This is a genomic window from Poseidonibacter lekithochrous (assembly GCF_013283835.1).
GTDB lineage: Bacteria > Campylobacterota > Campylobacteria > Campylobacterales > Arcobacteraceae > Poseidonibacter > Poseidonibacter lekithochrous.
In genome coordinates this window covers 2,410,720-2,427,494 of record NZ_CP054052.1, presented here as the reverse complement: position 1 = coordinate 2,427,494, position 16,775 = coordinate 2,410,720, and the positions used below count along the sequence as shown (strand labels likewise).

The following is a 16,775-nucleotide window of genomic DNA, read 5'->3' as shown; positions in this document are numbered from 1 at the left end:
AAAATCTCATATCATCGTAGACGTAAAATGAAAACAAGAAGAATAGCTATTAGAGATTTGATTTTACGAGGTATTGAAGATCCAAAAGATTTGGCAAAAGAGCTAAAAGTTACAGTACCTACAATAAAAAGAGATTTAGAGGCACTTAAGACTATGAGTGAAGAAGATTTGACTTTTGAGACTAGGCAAACTTCACAGCAAATACTTGATAAAAAAGACACTATTTTAAGTATGTTAGATGATGAGGAATATTACACAGAAAGTGGGGATATAAATATATCAAAAATAACAAAAGAGCTCAAAACAAGTAGAGCTACAGTTCTAGCTGTTTTAAATGGAGAATAACAAGATAATGAGTAATACAAATGAAAATATACATCATCTAGGAAAAGTATGTTCAGAGTACTGTATGAGTGCTTCTGAGGTATATAATATGTTGTTAAGTAAAAATGATGGAGATTTTCCTCTTTCTTTTGATACTGTTAAATATATGGTATTAAAAGATGTAAGTACTGATAAATTAAAGATGATATTTACCCAAGAAGAATTAAAAAGTATTTTTTCAAATATTAATCTAAAAAAATCAAAAACACACAAACAAAAAATTTTATAAACTCTCTTTAGTAAATTATGCTAAACTCCAAATAAAAAGACAATAATGAATAATAAAACAAACGATTCTACAAAACTTCTAGCACTTAATAAACCCAAAGGTTATTTGGTAACTCGATCAGATGATTTAGGTCGAAAAACTGTTTATGATATCTTGCCACAATGGGCTTATGATGAGCAGTGGATGCCAATAGGGCGTTTGGATTTGGAATCAAGGGGACTTTTATTATTCTCTCAAGATGGACAAATTAGTAACTATCTTACAAAGCCTGGAAATTGTGTCAAAATATATGAAATTTGGGTAAGAGGTCATGTAACAGATGAACATATCGCACAAGCTCTAAAGGGTGTACAAACTCCACAAGGTTTATTAAAGGCTTTAGTAGTTGAAAAAATAGGGCAAGGTGGAGCAAAAACAAAACTAAGAATTCAAATAGATGAAGGAAAAAATCGTCATATTCGTAGGCTTTTTGGCGCATTAAAAGACCCAAAATTTGGAACACCTCTAAAAGTTGTCACTCTAACAAGAATTAGTATTGGTACTTTAGGTCTTGATATAGACCGCGGAACTCATAGGTTTTTATCTATAGAAGAAGAAAAATCTCTACTAAAAAAATTCTCTAAGTAATTAAACCCTTACCTAATTTATATAACTCATCATATTTATGGAACTGATATGTTTTATACTCTTTTGTATTAGGTTCTATAATTGTAAGCTTTTTATTTTTTAGTAAGTTCTTATTTTTTAGTGTTTGATTGATTATTAGAAGTTTCATAGACTTCTCAAACATCTCTATTACATTATTTGTTTTGATGAAATTATTAGGTAGTGTCTTATCATAAGCCTTTTTTCCTAATACATCAATGGCAATAATATTTTTATGTTTTGCGAATCTTATTCCCAAATTATCACTTAAAAAACCATCAAGGTATATTTCGTCATTTATTAATTTTTCTTGAAATATCCCCGGAATTGCCATAGTTGCAAGTAGTGCATCTACTATTTTTACGTCATCTTTTTTTGAGAAGACTTTGACTTTTCCATTTTTTAATTTTGTTGTGATTATTTTTAGTGGAATTAGAGTATCTTTGATTTTTTTGTTTCCAAATATATCAAAAAATATCTTCTCTAATTTTTTAGTTTTGATTATTGAGTTTCCATCAAAAGAAAGTTTTATCCATTTTCTTATTTTTGAAAACTCTTCTATTAGTTTGTAGATTTCATTACAGCTCATACCTATAGATAGGCAAGCTGCAACAATTCCACCCATACTTGTACCAATAATCTCAGAAGGTTTATTTTTATATTTATTCTCTAAATCTTCGATTACTCCAATATGGGCAATGCCAAGTGCTCCACCGCCACTTAAAACTAAACTATATTTTTTATCAGTCATTGTTTTCTCATCTATATTTTTAATTTATAGAGATATTATAGTTAATAGTACTTATTGTTGTTATTAACTGATATTTTATACATTTCCTACTTTTAGTAAGTTTGTTTTTCCTACCATTAATTCAATAGTCATTTTCATTCTTTTAAAAACATTCTCTTGTCTATACTCTAAATTATGTTTAGCACATAAGTCTTTGATTAGCGGTTGAATCTTTTGATATTGGCTTAAAGGTAAGTTCGGGAATAGGTGATGCTCAATTTGGTAGTTTAACCAACCATGAGAGAAATCAACTATATTTGTACCTGTCTTATAATTTACACTTCCCATAATTTGTCTTAGGTAGAATTCACCTTGAGACTTATGCGGAGTATCAAATCTATAAATATCCTCAGCTGAGTGATTTGGAACAATCACTAAAAATGAGTGTAAGTTCGCAATATATTCAGCCATTACGGTAATAATAAAAGCATTAAAAACAGCTTCTAATCCTAATGGTAAAAATAACATTGGAATAATTACAAATTTTACAGAGAAATATGGAAGAATATACTCTTTCCATAAAATAGCACCATTTCTTTTAAATGGACTTATTTCGTATTGTGTAACTTGTGGCATTTTTAATTTACGTCTTTTTTTGTTCTCTAAAATCTTAAGAGTATTAGGAGCATAATAAGTAAACTTCCAAGTTCCAGCAAAAGCATATACAAATAAGTATCTAGCCCACATTGGTGTTTTTGATTGAATAAGCCATTGTAGGTTGTTTTCTACATTATCAGGGTCTGTATCTTCACCTAAGTGGTAATGATGCATGATATTGTGTTCATATACCCAAGCTTCTGGTTTAATCCAGTCAAACCAATCTAAGTATCTTCTACCCTTTTTAGCAAATCCAGCTTTTGTATATCGATAAGGTACATTAGGTACTTTATCATAAGCTCCATGTAAAATAGGATGTGCTACATTTGCCCATCTTGATACATTTCCAACACCTATTAGTGTAGCTGCAAGTAATGCAAAAGTCCAGAAAATAATACCACTTAATGAATAAGAAGAAATTTCTAAAAAACTTAAAATAAAGATAATTAAATATCCACTAACTGTTGAGATTCTACCCCATCTTTCTAACTTAAGTAAATGATGAAAATCCTCTACTGTTGCTTTACCTATAGACTCTTTGATTTTCTCAATATCAACTTGAAGTTGATCTTTATCTATATCTTCGTATTTTGCATATTTTGCCGACACTGTATTCCTTGAAATAATAATTGGAGGATTTTACACGAAATTACTTGTAATCTTCATTTTAATGAGCTATAAATTTCAAAAAAAACTACTAATGTGAATTCTATACTCGAATAAGTACTTCTTATATATAAAATAAGCTTTAGGTAATAAAAAATAAAAGAAAGTAATTATTTTCTTAAGAGATATTTTTGTAATTAAGAATATAATATTTAACAAAGGATTTTTATGGAAATCAAAAAAATATTTGAACGTATAAATGTAGATAGTTCAAAAAATTATAAGCCAACTTTAGAAACTCTTCAATTATTACAAAAACAATATATTTTGAATGTGCCTTATGAAAATTTGGATTTTGCATTAGCTAGGAAATTTAGTGTAAAACTATCAGATGTATATGAAAAAATTGTCAATAATAGTAGAGGTGGAATTTGTTATGAATCTCACACATTATTTATATATTTATTAAAATCATTAGGCTTTAGTGCTCATTTTATATTTGCAAAAGTTGAAGATTTAACATATATTGGAAAAGACTATCCTCATTTGATTATTCTAGTAAAAATAGATGGTATTGATTATTTAGTAGATGTTGCAAATGGACAGAATGTAAGAGAGCCTATGAATGTAAATGATGAAAATTACATTTCAGAATCTGAAAATAATAGATATAAAATTAAAGTAAATAAAAATGAACATACATTGTTAGTAAGTTATAAAAATAGAGATTGGATTCCTAGGTATTATTTCACAAAAGAAGAAAAAACACAGGATGATTTCTCAGATGTTTTTGAAAGTAATAAATATTCTACTTTTTCTACACAAGTACCCTTGCTTGTGACTTTAGCGAAAGAAAATGGAAGAATTACAATGCAAAATGAGAACATTACAATAAAAGAGGGTGATACAAGACGTTCGTGGGATATAGAAGAGGAGAATAGAGCTGAGGTATTAAAAGAGTATTTTAATATGACAATTAATATTTAGATTCTTCTTCTAAATATAATTAAGACAAAATTTATCCTACTTTAATATAATGACTTTTAAAATACACAAAAATTTGGAGTTACTATGAAAGATTACCTTTGTACTGTACGTGGTTATATTTATGAACCAAAGCTTGGTGATCCAGATTCTGGTATTAAGCCAGGGACTTCATTTGAAGAATTACCGCAAGATTGGGAATGCCCTGATTGTGGCTCACCAAAAGAGGATTTTGAAGAGTTAGAATAACTCTATTTTAATACATCCTCAAATCTTCTAATACTTACTATTTTTATTAAAACAAAAAATCAAATTTACTTTTATCTAATCAAAAAATTTATAAATATATACAAGTTTACTTTAAAATCATAATACTTACCTAAATTACTGTAAGCATATTTTAAGTACGTAAGAGATAGTATTCGCGCTTCGAAAAAATAAATATCAAATTATAGGAGTAATTATGAAAAAAATATTATATATCGGATCTAAATTTTTATTAGGATTTTTATTAGTTATAGGAGGTATTGCACATTTTAATAATACAGAGTTTTATATAAAGGCAATGCCATCTTTTTTACCATTTGGTGAGTTTATCGTTTATGCTAGTGGAGTAATTGAAATTTTATTAGGAATATTACTAGTAATTACAAAAACTTCAAGAAATGCAGCCTTTGCAATAATAGTACTTTTTATAGCAATTTTCCCTGCCAATGTTAATATGTATCTTAACCATAGTGATTTCCCAGAAATGAGTGAAACTGCACTTTTAATTAGATTACCAATTCAGTTATTGTTAATTGGATGGGCTTATATTTATACAAGACAAAAAGAAGATAAGTAAAATATCTAAGTACATTTAAAACTACTTTTTACAAACTTTAACTACAATGCGCCCAAAGGAACTAAATGTCAAATAATTATAATGTTTTATCAAATTTAAAACTAATGGATAAAGGTATCTTCTTTATGCTTCTAAGTGCAATGCTTGGCTCAATGAGTGGTGCTGTAGCTAAAGTACTATCAGATTCTATGGATCCAATAGAGATTGTATTTTATAGGAACTTACTAGGGGTACTTATGATTTTATATAGCTTCAAAAAAGTATCAGTATCTTTTGAGTTCTCAAAAATGCACTTATTATTCCTAAGAGGATTCTTTGGAACTATTGCTATGTTATTGTACTTTTATACAATTGCAAATATCCCATTAGGGGAAGCTGTAATATTAAATAAAACATCACCATTTTTCGTAACAATACTTGCGTATTATTTAATGAAGGAATCAATTTCTATTCATACTATTTTTGCTCTTATTATCGGGTTTGTTGGGGTTGCATTTATTATTAAACCTTTTGATTTTGAAATATCGCAAGGACATGTTTTTGGAGTATTAGGTGGATTCTTTGCAGCTGCTGCTTATGCAACTATTAAAAAAATAAAAGATATTTATGATGCAAGAGTTATTATGCTTTCATTTATGGGAGTTGGAACTGTTCTTCCTTTATTAATCTTTTTATTTACACCGTATGCAGAGTTTAAAATACATACAGATCCTTTTGTATGGGCTATGATTGCTTTAATGGCAGTTTTTTCTACTGTTTCACAGTGGTTTTTAACAAGAGCATATAGTTTAAGTAAGGCTAGTATTATTGGAGTAATTGGATATTCTAGTATCCCATTTGCTGTTGGTTTTGGTATTATGCTTGGAGATTCTATTCCTGATATTCTTACATTCTTAGGTATTGCACTTATTGCCTTTGGTGGTTATTTAGTTGGTAAAAAGAAATAGAAATGAATACTTTATATGAAAATATAGTAGAGGAGCTAAATCTTGGTGAAATCATAAGTTTTGAAATAATCCAAAACTTATGGAGTAATTACGGAGAATTAGTTCGTCTAAAATTTCATAATAAAAGTATTATAGTAAAACATATAAAACTACCTAAAAAAAGCGAACATCCAAAGGGATGGAATACAAATCTCTCTCATCAAAGAAAATTAAAATCATATAAAGTAGAAGTTAATTGGTATGAAGAATTCTCAAAGAATATTGATAATAGGTGTCGAGTACCCCAAGGCTTAATGACATTTACTTCAGAAAATGAATGTCTTATTGTTATGGAAGATTTATCTTCTGTTGGTTTTGATTGTATTGTAAAAGAAGCTAATAAAGAACATCTTAAATCAAGTCTTAGATGGTTAGCTAATTTTCATGCTTGTTATATGAACACTAGTAGTTCTTCCTTATGGGAGACGGGAACTTACTGGCATTTAGATACACGACCTGATGAGTTTGAAGCTTTAGAAGATGAAGAATTAAAAAACTATGCTTTAGAAATAGACTCAATATTAAAAAATACAAAATATCAAACTATTGTCCATGGGGATGCTAAATTAGCAAACTTTTGTTTTAATAGTTCTGGTACTTTAGCTTCTGCTGTTGATTTCCAATATGTAGGGCAGGGATGTGGTATGAAAGATGTAATTTTATTTATGAGTAGTGCTATTAAACCTGAAGATTTAGAGAGTATGGAATCTTGGTGTTTAGATACTTATTTTGAAGAATTAAAAGAAGCTCTGAAATATTATCAACCTAATATTAATAGTGATGAGATTGAGCGTGAATATAGAGAATTATTCTGTATTGCTTGGGCAGATTTTCAACGTTTTATAAAAGGTTGGAGTCCTAATCATTTTAAAATTAATGTTTACTCTGAGAACTTAACTAAAAAAGCAATTGATTATCTAAAATCAAGGTAGTATAGGCTCAATAATACTATATAAAAATCTATTTTTATCAAATACTGTTTTAGAGATAATTGCTACTAGTTTACCATCTTGAAATACTCCTCCACCACTATTTGATGGAATTGCTAGACAGTTACTTCTAATCTCATATTCTTTAGATAAATCTGTTAAATCAAGTGTTTTATTTTGTCCTACAGCAATATTTTTTGTTTTATAAAAATTACAATTTTTCTCTTGTAAAAGTGAAGTATAAAACATACCAACCTTTGACATTGAATAGTATTTGAAGGTACCTTTTTCATTTAGGTTTAGTTTTGATACTTCTAGTTTAGATTTATGTGAAGCTTCTATATAATTTAGGTCATATTTTATATTTTTTGAGTTGTTAATATTACAATGCTTTGCTGTATATATTTTGTCATTTGCATGTATTCCATTACACTCTTTGTATTTTTTGAAATACTTATATTCTTTGTTGTAGATTGGGATATTAGAGTTAGTATATAAATATTTAGGAATAGTTTCAAGATTATTTTTTGGGTATTGATATGCAGGAAGTAGTTTATCAATATTTTCACTAAGCATTAAAATATTATCGCTCATTGCTTTTACTGTAAACTCAGGATCAGGATTTTGTATTAAAAGTTTTTTAAACTTTATTAAACAACTTTTAGTAGATTTTAAATACAGATATGACAATCGTGCATTATCACTAAATTGTTTTGCTTTTTCGTACTTTTCAATACAATCATCCCATGTAAAAGCATAAATATTACTACTTGTAATTACTAAGATACATAATACAATATATAACTTTTTCATAATAGATTAGTATACTATATTTCATTAGTATTTTAAAATTAATAATTTAAATTAAAAGTTTGAGCTAAGAATAGGAGTTTATAAATCCTTTTTATTCTTTTTCCAGTATTCAAGTAGATCAGAGATACTAGGGCTACAGATTAAAGGCATACACTCTTTTACTTTTTCTTCTTTCCAATTCCACCATTTCATTGATAATAATTGTTCTATTTCTTCTTTTTCAAAACGAGATTTTATATAAGTTGCTGGATTACCGCCTACAACTGTATATGGTTCTACATCTTTTGTAACAACTGCACGTGCTGCAATTACTGCTCCATCACCAATTTTTACCCCTGTCATTATCATAGCTTCTGAGCCTATCCAAACATCATTTCCTATAACAGTATCTCCAACTCTTTCAAAAGCATTTTTTGCATTTTTGAAAATATTTGCTTGGAAATAAAAAGGAAAAGTACTTACCCATTTCATATTGTGACCTTGATTCCCTGCCATCATAAAAACAGCACCTGAACCAATTGAGCAGTATGATCCAATTATCAGTCTATCTACATCTTTTCTTTTATCATGTAAATATCGTACACACTCCACAAAATCATGTTTATGATGATAACCTGAATAATAAGAAAAGACTCCTACTTCAATATTTGGATGTTTAATTGTTTCGTTTAATAGTTGGGAAGAAAATTGATTTTCAAAGTGAAATGCTTTCATAAGGCTCCTATGGATTTGGGTGAAGTCTATCATAAAAATTAATTAATTAAGGTAATATATAAACAATTATAATAATTTTATTTTAGAAAAGGAAACAATAAATGGATAATTCAAATAATAGACTTCATGATGTATTTTTTTATGGTTTGTATATGGATGAAGAAATTTTAAAAACTAAAGGTGTAAATCCTCGTAATCAAAGAGCAGGGTTTGTAAGTGGATATAAACTAAGAGTTGGAAAACTAGCTACTTTACTTAGATGTGAGAATTCTAAAGCTTATGGTTTAGTATATTCTTTGACATATGATGAAGTTGAAAAACTATATGCAGGTTCTGGTCTAACTCAATATATTAAAGAGTCTTTACTTGTAAATGTTGATGAAAATAAAAGTATTACTACACTATGTTGTAATCTTTTAGATGCTCCAAGTGAAGATGAAAGTAATGAAGAATATTCTTCAAAACTTAAAAAATGTATGGAAAAATATAACTTACCATTTGTATTATAGTATCTCAATTTTATACAATAATTAATATTTAACTTTTTATATAATGTTTGAAATAAAGGATTATTAATATGAAACAAATAAAAGAATTATCAAAAAATACAAACTATAATGCAGTAAATCTAGGAAACTTAAATGAGTTAATGAACTATTCATTGATTCATCCTGTCAATAAACAAGAAATTGAAGGAAAAGTATTTTTAAAAGATGCTACACAAGCCACAGGCTCTCAAATTTCTTTTAATTCTCTTCCTCCTAAATCAGAACAAACATATTTTCATATTCATACAAAAAATGAAGAAACATATATTATTCTAAAAGGTTATGGTTTTTTTCAAGTAGATGATGATTGTTTTGAGATTCAAGAAGGTAGTATTATTAGAGTTGCACCTAAGGGTGAGAGAGGAATATGCAATGGATCTAATGAAAACATGATATATCAAGTTATCCAATCAAAAGAAAACTCTTTAGAGGAGCATACCACAGCTGATGGGAAAAGAGTTGGCTTTAATCCAAAATGGAAATAAATCTTTTTTTTCTTTTTAATATGTTAGAATCCAAATAAAAAAGAGAAGAATGTTTAAGACAAATGATTATTGGGAAGAAGAGTTTTACGAATATGATGAAAAGAATTTAGATTCTATATATTTTGACAATTGTACCTTTGTAAAATGTGATTTTTCAAAAGCTACTTTTTATTCTTGTAAATTTACAGAATGTACTTTTGTTAATTGTGACTTATCCCTAAGTATTCTAAAATCTTGCACTTTTAATGATGTTACCTTTACAAATTCTAAATTAATAGGTGTCTCTTGGAGTAATTGTATAGAGCCTTTTGATATTAAATTTGACTCTTCTAATATTTCTCAAAACTCATTTCATTTAATGGATTTAAGAGCTATGAAGTTTGTAAATTGTCTTATAAAAGATACTGGTTTTGAAGAGTGTAATCTTGAACGAGCTGTATTTGATAATTGTGATTTAGAATTAACTTCTTTTATAAACAATAGTCTAAAAAAATCAAATTTTGAAACATCTAGAAACTATCTAATTGATCCTAAACATAATGATATAGAAAAAGCACAATTTTCCCTTCCTGAAGCTTTAAGCTTTTTAAGTCTTCTTCCTATTAAAATAAAATAAAATATTATTTGGATATACTTTAACTGTATATTAAATCTAGTTTTGAGAAAGGAGCATTATGTTGCACCAATCACTTAATGTAAACACATTAGTTTCTGTACTAAATGAAGTCGGGGCTTATATTTTTACAAAAGACTTAGAGGGAAAATATACTTATGCCAATAGTTTAGTATTAGAGCTTTTTGATATTACAATTGATGAACTTATAGGCAAAGATGATTACTACTTTTTTACAAAAGATGAAATAGAACACCTACTTGAAAATGACAAAAGAGTATTTAATGGTGAGATAATAGAAACTGAAGAAGTACTGGTTATAAAAAGAACTGGTGAAAAAAGGTTTTATATCACTGTAAAAAAACCACTTTATGATGAAAACAAAAATATAATTGGAATGTTTGGTATCTCTACTGATATTACTGAACAAAAGAACTTAGAAAATAAAATCTTAGCACAAAAACATTTCTTAGATACGATTTTAGATAATGTTGATGCTTATATTTATATGAAAGATAAAAATAGAGTTTTCAGATATGTTAACTCTAAAGTAGCTGCTTTATTTCAACGTTCAGCAGATGAAATTATTGGAAAAGTTGATACTGATGTTATTCCAAAAGAAGTTGCTGATTCTTTTTGGGAATCGGATTTGGAAGTATTAACAAAATTAGAAAAAATATCTACAGAAGAGTATTTTGAAGATGAGAATAATAAAAGTTATTACTGGAGTGTCAAGATTCCATATACTCTAGAAGACAATACTCCCACAGTTTTAGGTTTTTCTACTGATATTACTCTTCTAAAACAACAAGAAGACGAGCTAAAAGCAAAAGATAGAATTCTATATCATCAAGCAAAAATAAGTACTATGGGTGAGATGATAGAAAATATTGCTCATCAGTGGCGACAACCATTAACTTTAATATCTTCAGCTGCTACAGGAACAAAACTAAAAAATGAAATGAAAATTTTAGATAATGAAGAATTGATTGAAAATATGGAAAATATTAATAATCAAGCGCAATATTTGTCTAATACAATTGAAGATTTTAGAAGCTTTTTCTTGGCTGATAATTATAATATTAAAGAAGTAAATATAAAATCTAGTATACAGAAAACTATTTCATTAATTAAAGATGCATTTTCAGATTATAATATTAAATTTTTAGTAAATGTTGAAGATGATATATCTTTTAATTGTAATGAAAACCTATTTATTCAAGCATTAATTAATATCTTGAATAACTCAAAAGATGTATTAAAACATATAAACGATATGGATCATGAGAAGTGCGTATTCCTTGATTTAACATCTGATGAAAATAATTACTATATAAAAATTACAGATAATGGTAATGGAATAAAAAAAGAAAACCTAGAAAAAATATTTGACCCATATTTCACAACTAAACATAAAAGTCAAGGTACTGGAATAGGTTTATATATGACTTATCAAATCATTATAAAACATATTAAAACAGAAATAGATGTTAGAAATGTAGAGTTTGAATATAAAGGTAAAACTTATAAAGGTGCTTGTTTTTCTATTGCTATTCCTAAAAGTAGTATTATAGAAAAAGTAGGAAAAAGAGACTAATGTCTTTTTTCCCAAACTTTGGTTTAAATAAGCCTAATATAAAACTCTAACAATAGCTTTTCTTTTTGATAATTAAAAGCTTTCTATTTAAAATACTACTATTTTAACAGATATATAAGTATATTTCTTTTTCTAAGTTTCAAAAAGTTAATATTCCTAACTTAAAAATAAAAAAGGTTAATCTTGCAAAATAGCAAATTTGATTTCTTACAAAGAATAGATGAAAATTTTATAACTTTATATGTTGAAGATAATGATATAGTTCGTCAACAAACAGCTAAAATGCTTAGCAAAATGCTTCCTAATGTACTTTGTTGTACTAATGGAGAAGAAGGTTTAAATAAGTATCTTGAATGTAATGTTGAAGATAAGTCAACAAAGATTAATCTAATAATTACTGATATTGAAATGCCAAAACAAAATGGTTTGGAAATGATAAAAGAGATACGAAAAACTGATATTTCGATACCTATTATTATTTTTTCTGCTTACGATAATACAGAATATTTTATGGAAGCAATAAAAATAGGAATTGATGGTTATGTATTAAAGCCTTATCCCATAGATAAAATAAGTGAAGTTTTGGAGAAAGTTATTACTAAACATTATGCTATAAAAAATATTTTAAAACTTCAAGGGGATTATATTTGGGATAACAGTACTAAAACTCTTATTCAAAAAGATAAAACTCTGAAACTTACTAAAAATGAGTCTAAGTTAATTGAATTTTTATCATCAAATGATAAAAGTATTAAGTCTTTAGAGAGTATTGAATATTATATTTTTGATGATTTAGATTTTAATGAAAGACGAGTAAGAAATGTAATTACTCGTTTAAATAATAAACTTAGTACTAATATTATCGAATCGGTTTATGGTCAAGGATATAAACTGATTTTACTTGATTAAATTGAGTTATTTATGAGTTAATCTTTGGCTATTATTTAAAATATAAGTAAAGAGTATAAATAAAATATGTAAGGTAGATAAAATATGTATAAGAAGAATAATTTAAAGGTTGTATTAATATCAATTACAGTTTTAGGTTTTTTATTATCTGGAGTTGTAAGTTGGTTTTTATATGCTGCTAAAATGAATGAACTTTATCAGTATTATCGTAAAGAAGCTGGAGAATTTAGAGAATCAATATATACTGATGCTGCACTTAGATTAGAAGTTTTATATGCCTTATCAATACTATATCATGAAGATTCAGACCCTGATTTTAAACGAATGGACTTTGAAGTTAAAAAGCTTTTAACAAGACATAAAGAAATTCATGCCTTAGCTTGGGTTCCAAAAGTTAATAATGTTGATAAAACAAAATATATTAATAGACATAAAGAACAATTTTTAGAGTTTGAGTTTGTAGAACAAAATAGCCAAAAGAGTTTAGAATCAGTAGGAAATAAAAAAGAGTATTACCCTATATATCATATTTCCCCATTGAATGAAAATAAGTCTCTTTTTGGATTAGATTTATCTTCTAATACAATTATTTCAAAAAGTCTAAATAAAGCTATGACTACAGGATTAGCTCAAGCTTCTGATACTGTTACTATTACTCAAAATAATAAAAAAGAAAAAGGTTTTTTTATTTTTCTTCCAATATATACAGCTGTTTCCTCAACAGTTGAGGAACGTATAAAAAATCTAAAAGGTTTTGTAACTGGAATTTATAATTATAATGAAGTTTATCCACACTCAAAAATTGAAGATGAAATGGATGGGGTAGAGTTTAAGATTATTGATGCAACTTCAGGAAAAAATGAACTAATTACAACTCATAATTCTCAGCCAATAAAAGAGTTAAATACTGCTATGACATATACTAGAGAATTGCATGAAACATTAGGTAGAAAGTTAATAATGATTACAACACCTAGATTTGATTTTATTGATTCTCAAAAAGGCTTTTTGCATGTTATTGTATTTGCTTCGGGGGTGCTTTTAACTTTATCGATAGTTGTCTATATTCTTATTATTTCAAGAAGAACAAAATTGAAAAATGAATTGGAAGGTCGAATAAATGAAGAAGTTGATAAAAACCAAGAAAAAACTAATCAATTAATTCAACAATCAAAACTTGCGCAAACAGGTGAAATGATTAGCATGATTGCTCATCAATGGAGGCAGCCGCTAACTGCAATTACATCAACAGCAAATACGATTTCTCTTCAGGTACAACTTTATGATGAAATTTCTAATGAAGAGTTATTAAAAGAAATTGAATTAATTTCAGAGTATTCACAACATTTATCTTCAACTATAGACGATTTTAGGAACTTCTATAAACCAAATCTTGAAAAAGAAGATGTAAATATTGAAGAAGTGGTAGACAAAACTATAAATATTATTCACTCATCATATGATGAAAAAAGTATTAAATTAGTTAAAAACTATAATTGTTCGGAGAAATTACATATTTATCCTTCTCAATTTAGTCAAGTAATATTAAATCTTCTTAAAAATGCAGAAGATGTTTTGGTTGAAAAAAATATAAAAGATCCAAAAGTAATAATTAATACTTACAAAAAAAATGATTCATATATTTTAGAAATCAATGATAATGGTGGTGGAATAAAAGAGGAATATTTAAATAAAATATTTGATCCTTACTTCTCTACAAAAATGAAAAGAGATGGTACAGGACTTGGTCTTTATATGAGTAAAACTATTATAGAAGATCATTGTAATGGTACTTTAGAAATTGAAAATATTAATGGTGGAGCATTATTCAGGATAATAATGAAAAATAATCATTTAATTAATAAAGAATCATAATAGTTTTGATAGAATTAAAAAAATCAAACAAGAGAGTACTGTGTTAAATATTAATGAATTAAAAGAATTATTGCCATTTTGTAAATTAATAAATGTTCTATTTGTTGAAGACAACGATATTGTAAGAGAACAAACAATTAAAATGTTGAAAAAGGTTTTTCCTAATATTGATACTGCAAATAATGGAAAAGAAGCAATAGAAATATATGAAAGCTTTACTCTTAAGAATAATTCTTTTTATGATATTGTCATTTCAGATTTGAGTATGCCTATTTTAAATGGTTCAGATTTATGTAAGATGATACTTGAAAAAAATCCATCTCAGTCAATTATTATTTTATCTGCTCATACAGAATCAGAAGAGTTTTTAGAGTTAGAAAAGCTTAGTATAAAAGGATTTGTTCAAAAACCTATAGATCAAACAGCTCTTTTGACTAAACTAATTAGTGTTATAAAAGAGCTGAAAAGTAATTAACTTTTAAAAAGTCATTCCTATCATTCCTAGTATTTTACTATTTTGATCTGGTTCACTTTTTATATGTTCATTGTCTATTTTCCATGCAACTTGGAATTTAGTAAATATATTTTTATAATTGGCATAATGTCCTATTCCAATATCTTTTAATATTCTTCTTTCAAAAGTAGAAATGGGATTTTCCATATCTACATATCCCATGTCATAAAATAGCCCCATATTATGAGTTACTCTTGAAATATTTGGTAATTGATATTTAGCTTCTATATTAAATAAATAACCATTTTCAGCACTTAGTTCTCCACTTGGATAAGTTTTTACGCCATAAGCACCACCGATAGAAAAGTCTTCACTTCCATCTAAGTTTTTACCATTTAAAACACGTTGAGCTTTTATTGAACTCTCTAAAGATATTTGCTTATTAACTTGTAAAACAGATGAAAGTTCAAGTTCTATTTTTGAATACTTTCCTTGTGTATTTGCTCCATCAATATCTAAGCTTTCTTGTGACTTATCATTGAATTTTAGATTTCCAAATGAGTATTTGATTGATGCATTTATATTTTGGTTCATTCCCAATAGAGTTTGATTATTATTTATATAATTTAATCCTACTCTTAAAACTTGAGAACTTTTTTTAATTTCGTAATTTGTACTTCTTACTTCATCTTTTAGTCTATTTTGTTCCACAATAGAATAAATATTTAGTGTTTCATTTCTAGTTTTTACTATTGGGTATGTCATTGTAAAGTTATATGTATTTGTTTCACCAACAGAATCTAAGTTCTGGTATTCTTCTATTAAGTGATAGCTTGTATTTGAATAAGCTACTTTTCCTCTTAATCCATTAGAATACATTGGAAAAGAGTATGAAATAGAACCATTTGTTATATCTTCACCTTTTCCTATTAGACCTGTAATTGATAGTTTATCTCCTATGTTAAAAGGAGAATTTAGATTAGCTCCTATCATTGCTCTTTGTTTTCCTGTGTATCTACTTCCATAGTTATCAGTTAGTATGTAGCCATCGAATGTTTTTGTATCTTCTACTATTACATTAAAATCACTAGTACCTATTTTTTCTCCAGCTTTAATAGCTGTTTTTGTTATAATAATTCCAGGAATATCATTTAGCAATAATAGACTTCGATCTAAAGAAGTATTTCTAATTACTTTATTCTCGGTACTATGATTTATAATAGATTGAATTAACGAAGAGTTGACTTTTGATTTATTAATTAGTTCAAAATTTCCATATTGCCCTTCTATTATTGCAATTTCAAGAACACCATTAGATAGAGTTTGTTCTGGAATATATGCTTTTGCAACTAAAAAACCTGCATCTCTATATTTCTTAGTTATTAAAGAACTAAGCATTTGAATTTCTCTAAAACTAAGTTTTTTATTTTTGTATGTATTTAATGTTGTTGATAAAATGCTGTCACTTATATTTTGATTTTTTGTAAAAATAAAACTTTTTATTAGTACTTTTCTACCACTTTTATCATCTTTTAGTCTAGGCTTGTATTGTTTCTTTACACCATCAAGTTCTACCAAAGGTTTAGACTTTGTTTTTGATAATTCTTTAGGAATTTTGATTGACTTTGTAGCATCACTACTATTTGGAATAGAATTTGCCAATAGTAGTGATGGTAATGTAAATGCTGTAAGAAGAAGGTATTTTGATTTGTTCAATTTTAATCCTTAGTTATTAATTATAAAATTCTAACTTATCTTCTACTCACCTTTTAC

Annotated in this window: 20 protein-coding genes; 15 read left to right on the top strand and 5 right to left on the bottom strand. The window is 27.0% G+C overall.

The window, feature by feature from the left end; translation table 11 throughout:
* The first annotated feature begins 27 nt into the window (after positions 1-27).
* From ALEK_RS11520 to ALEK_RS11510, 3 genes are read left to right on the top strand one after another with little or no spacing between them, the layout of a single operon-like run.
* Entirely contained in the window at positions 28-345 is a 318-nt protein-coding gene (locus ALEK_RS11520) for a hypothetical protein (protein WP_228146321.1), read from the top strand.
* Between the two features lie 7 nt (positions 346-352).
* Positions 353-613 carry a hypothetical protein gene (locus tag ALEK_RS11515; RefSeq protein ID WP_071628177.1) on the top strand — a complete coding sequence of 87 codons (261 nt, stop codon included), beginning with the start codon at positions 353-355 and terminating at the stop codon, positions 611-613.
* A gap of 45 nt (positions 614-658) precedes the next feature.
* On the top strand, positions 659-1,240 hold the full coding sequence (locus tag ALEK_RS11510; RefSeq protein ID WP_071628178.1) for a pseudouridine synthase: 582 nt from the start codon (positions 659-661) through the stop codon (positions 1,238-1,240).
* On the opposite strand, the gene ALEK_RS11505 is transcribed toward ALEK_RS11510, so the two are convergent.
* Together ALEK_RS11505 and ALEK_RS11500 are read right to left on the bottom strand one after the other, a co-directional pair.
* Positions 1,233-2,009 carry a patatin-like phospholipase family protein gene (locus ALEK_RS11505; protein WP_083574718.1) on the bottom strand — a complete coding sequence of 259 codons (777 nt, stop codon included), beginning with the start codon at positions 2,007-2,009 and terminating at the stop codon, positions 1,233-1,235. The two genes, ALEK_RS11510 and ALEK_RS11505, sit on opposite strands and share 8 nt — an antisense overlap.
* Positions 2,010-2,084: 75 nt before the next feature.
* On the bottom strand, positions 2,085-3,254 hold the full coding sequence (locus ALEK_RS11500) for a fatty acid desaturase family protein (RefSeq protein ID WP_071628180.1): 1,170 nt from the start codon (positions 3,252-3,254) through the stop codon (positions 2,085-2,087).
* A 225-nt stretch (positions 3,255-3,479) separates the two neighbouring features.
* Here ALEK_RS11500 and ALEK_RS11495 point away from each other — a divergent pair, with 225 nt between their 5' ends.
* The 5 genes from ALEK_RS11495 to ALEK_RS11475 all read left to right on the top strand — a co-directional run bounded on the left by ALEK_RS11495 (position 3,480) and on the right by ALEK_RS11475 (position 6,997).
* Positions 3,480-4,238: an arylamine N-acetyltransferase family protein gene (locus tag ALEK_RS11495; RefSeq protein WP_071628181.1), complete on the top strand. Its 759-nt coding sequence runs from the start codon at positions 3,480-3,482 to the stop codon at positions 4,236-4,238.
* 84 nt (positions 4,239-4,322) lie between these two features.
* A complete protein-coding gene (gene rd, locus ALEK_RS11490) occupies positions 4,323-4,484 on the top strand; it encodes a rubredoxin (protein ID WP_071628182.1) in 162 nt (53 codons plus the stop codon).
* Between the two features lie 214 nt (positions 4,485-4,698).
* The gene (locus tag ALEK_RS11485; protein ID WP_071628183.1) at positions 4,699-5,079 is read left to right on the top strand and encodes a DoxX family protein; all 381 of its coding nucleotides are present in this window, start codon (positions 4,699-4,701) and stop codon (positions 5,077-5,079) included.
* 65 nt (positions 5,080-5,144) lie between these two features.
* Positions 5,145-6,026: a DMT family transporter gene (locus ALEK_RS11480; protein WP_228146322.1), complete on the top strand. Its 882-nt coding sequence runs from the start codon at positions 5,145-5,147 to the stop codon at positions 6,024-6,026.
* Between the two features lie 2 nt (positions 6,027-6,028).
* Positions 6,029-6,997, top strand: a complete 969-nt coding sequence (locus ALEK_RS11475) for an oxidoreductase family protein (RefSeq protein WP_071628184.1) — start codon at positions 6,029-6,031, stop codon at positions 6,995-6,997.
* Here ALEK_RS11475 and ALEK_RS11470 read toward each other — a convergent pair.
* Both ALEK_RS11470 and ALEK_RS11465 read right to left on the bottom strand, forming a co-directional pair.
* Positions 6,989-7,807, bottom strand: coding sequence for a hypothetical protein (locus ALEK_RS11470; RefSeq protein WP_071628185.1), 819 nt, complete (start codon positions 7,805-7,807; stop codon positions 6,989-6,991). The genes ALEK_RS11475 and ALEK_RS11470 overlap by 9 nt on opposite strands.
* 78 nt (positions 7,808-7,885) lie before the next feature.
* Positions 7,886-8,521, bottom strand: coding sequence for a CatB-related O-acetyltransferase (locus tag ALEK_RS11465; protein ID WP_071628186.1), 636 nt, complete (start codon positions 8,519-8,521; stop codon positions 7,886-7,888).
* Positions 8,522-8,622: 101 nt separating this feature from the next.
* Here ALEK_RS11465 and ALEK_RS11460 point away from each other — a divergent pair, with 101 nt between their 5' ends.
* From ALEK_RS11460 to ALEK_RS11430, 7 genes are all read left to right on the top strand, one after another.
* Positions 8,623-9,030 carry a gamma-glutamylcyclotransferase family protein gene (locus ALEK_RS11460; RefSeq protein ID WP_071628187.1) on the top strand — a complete coding sequence of 136 codons (408 nt, stop codon included), beginning with the start codon at positions 8,623-8,625 and terminating at the stop codon, positions 9,028-9,030.
* 68 nt (positions 9,031-9,098) lie between these two features.
* Complete coding sequence (locus ALEK_RS11455) at positions 9,099-9,554, top strand: cupin domain-containing protein (RefSeq protein WP_071628188.1); 456 nt, start codon at positions 9,099-9,101, stop codon at positions 9,552-9,554.
* 49 nt (positions 9,555-9,603) lie between these two features.
* On the top strand, positions 9,604-10,170 hold the full coding sequence (locus ALEK_RS11450; protein WP_071628189.1) for a pentapeptide repeat-containing protein: 567 nt from the start codon (positions 9,604-9,606) through the stop codon (positions 10,168-10,170).
* A gap of 58 nt (positions 10,171-10,228) precedes the next feature.
* Positions 10,229-11,764, top strand: a complete 1,536-nt coding sequence (locus ALEK_RS11445) for a PAS domain-containing sensor histidine kinase (RefSeq protein ID WP_071628190.1) — start codon at positions 10,229-10,231, stop codon at positions 11,762-11,764.
* Positions 11,765-11,947: 183 nt separating this feature from the next.
* Positions 11,948-12,673, top strand: a complete 726-nt coding sequence (locus tag ALEK_RS11440) for a response regulator transcription factor (protein ID WP_071628191.1) — start codon at positions 11,948-11,950, stop codon at positions 12,671-12,673.
* Positions 12,674-12,757: 84 nt separating this feature from the next.
* Positions 12,758-14,548, top strand: coding sequence for a CHASE domain-containing protein (locus ALEK_RS11435; protein WP_083574720.1), 1,791 nt, complete (start codon positions 12,758-12,760; stop codon positions 14,546-14,548).
* A 40-nt stretch (positions 14,549-14,588) separates the two neighbouring features.
* A complete protein-coding gene (locus ALEK_RS11430) occupies positions 14,589-15,023 on the top strand; it encodes a response regulator (protein WP_071628192.1) in 435 nt (144 codons plus the stop codon).
* Between the two features lie 3 nt (positions 15,024-15,026).
* Here ALEK_RS11430 and ALEK_RS11425 read toward each other — a convergent pair whose 3' ends face one another.
* Complete coding sequence (locus ALEK_RS11425) at positions 15,027-16,718, bottom strand: ShlB/FhaC/HecB family hemolysin secretion/activation protein (protein WP_071628193.1); 1,692 nt, start codon at positions 16,716-16,718, stop codon at positions 15,027-15,029.
* Between the last annotated feature and the right edge of the window lie 57 nt (positions 16,719-16,775).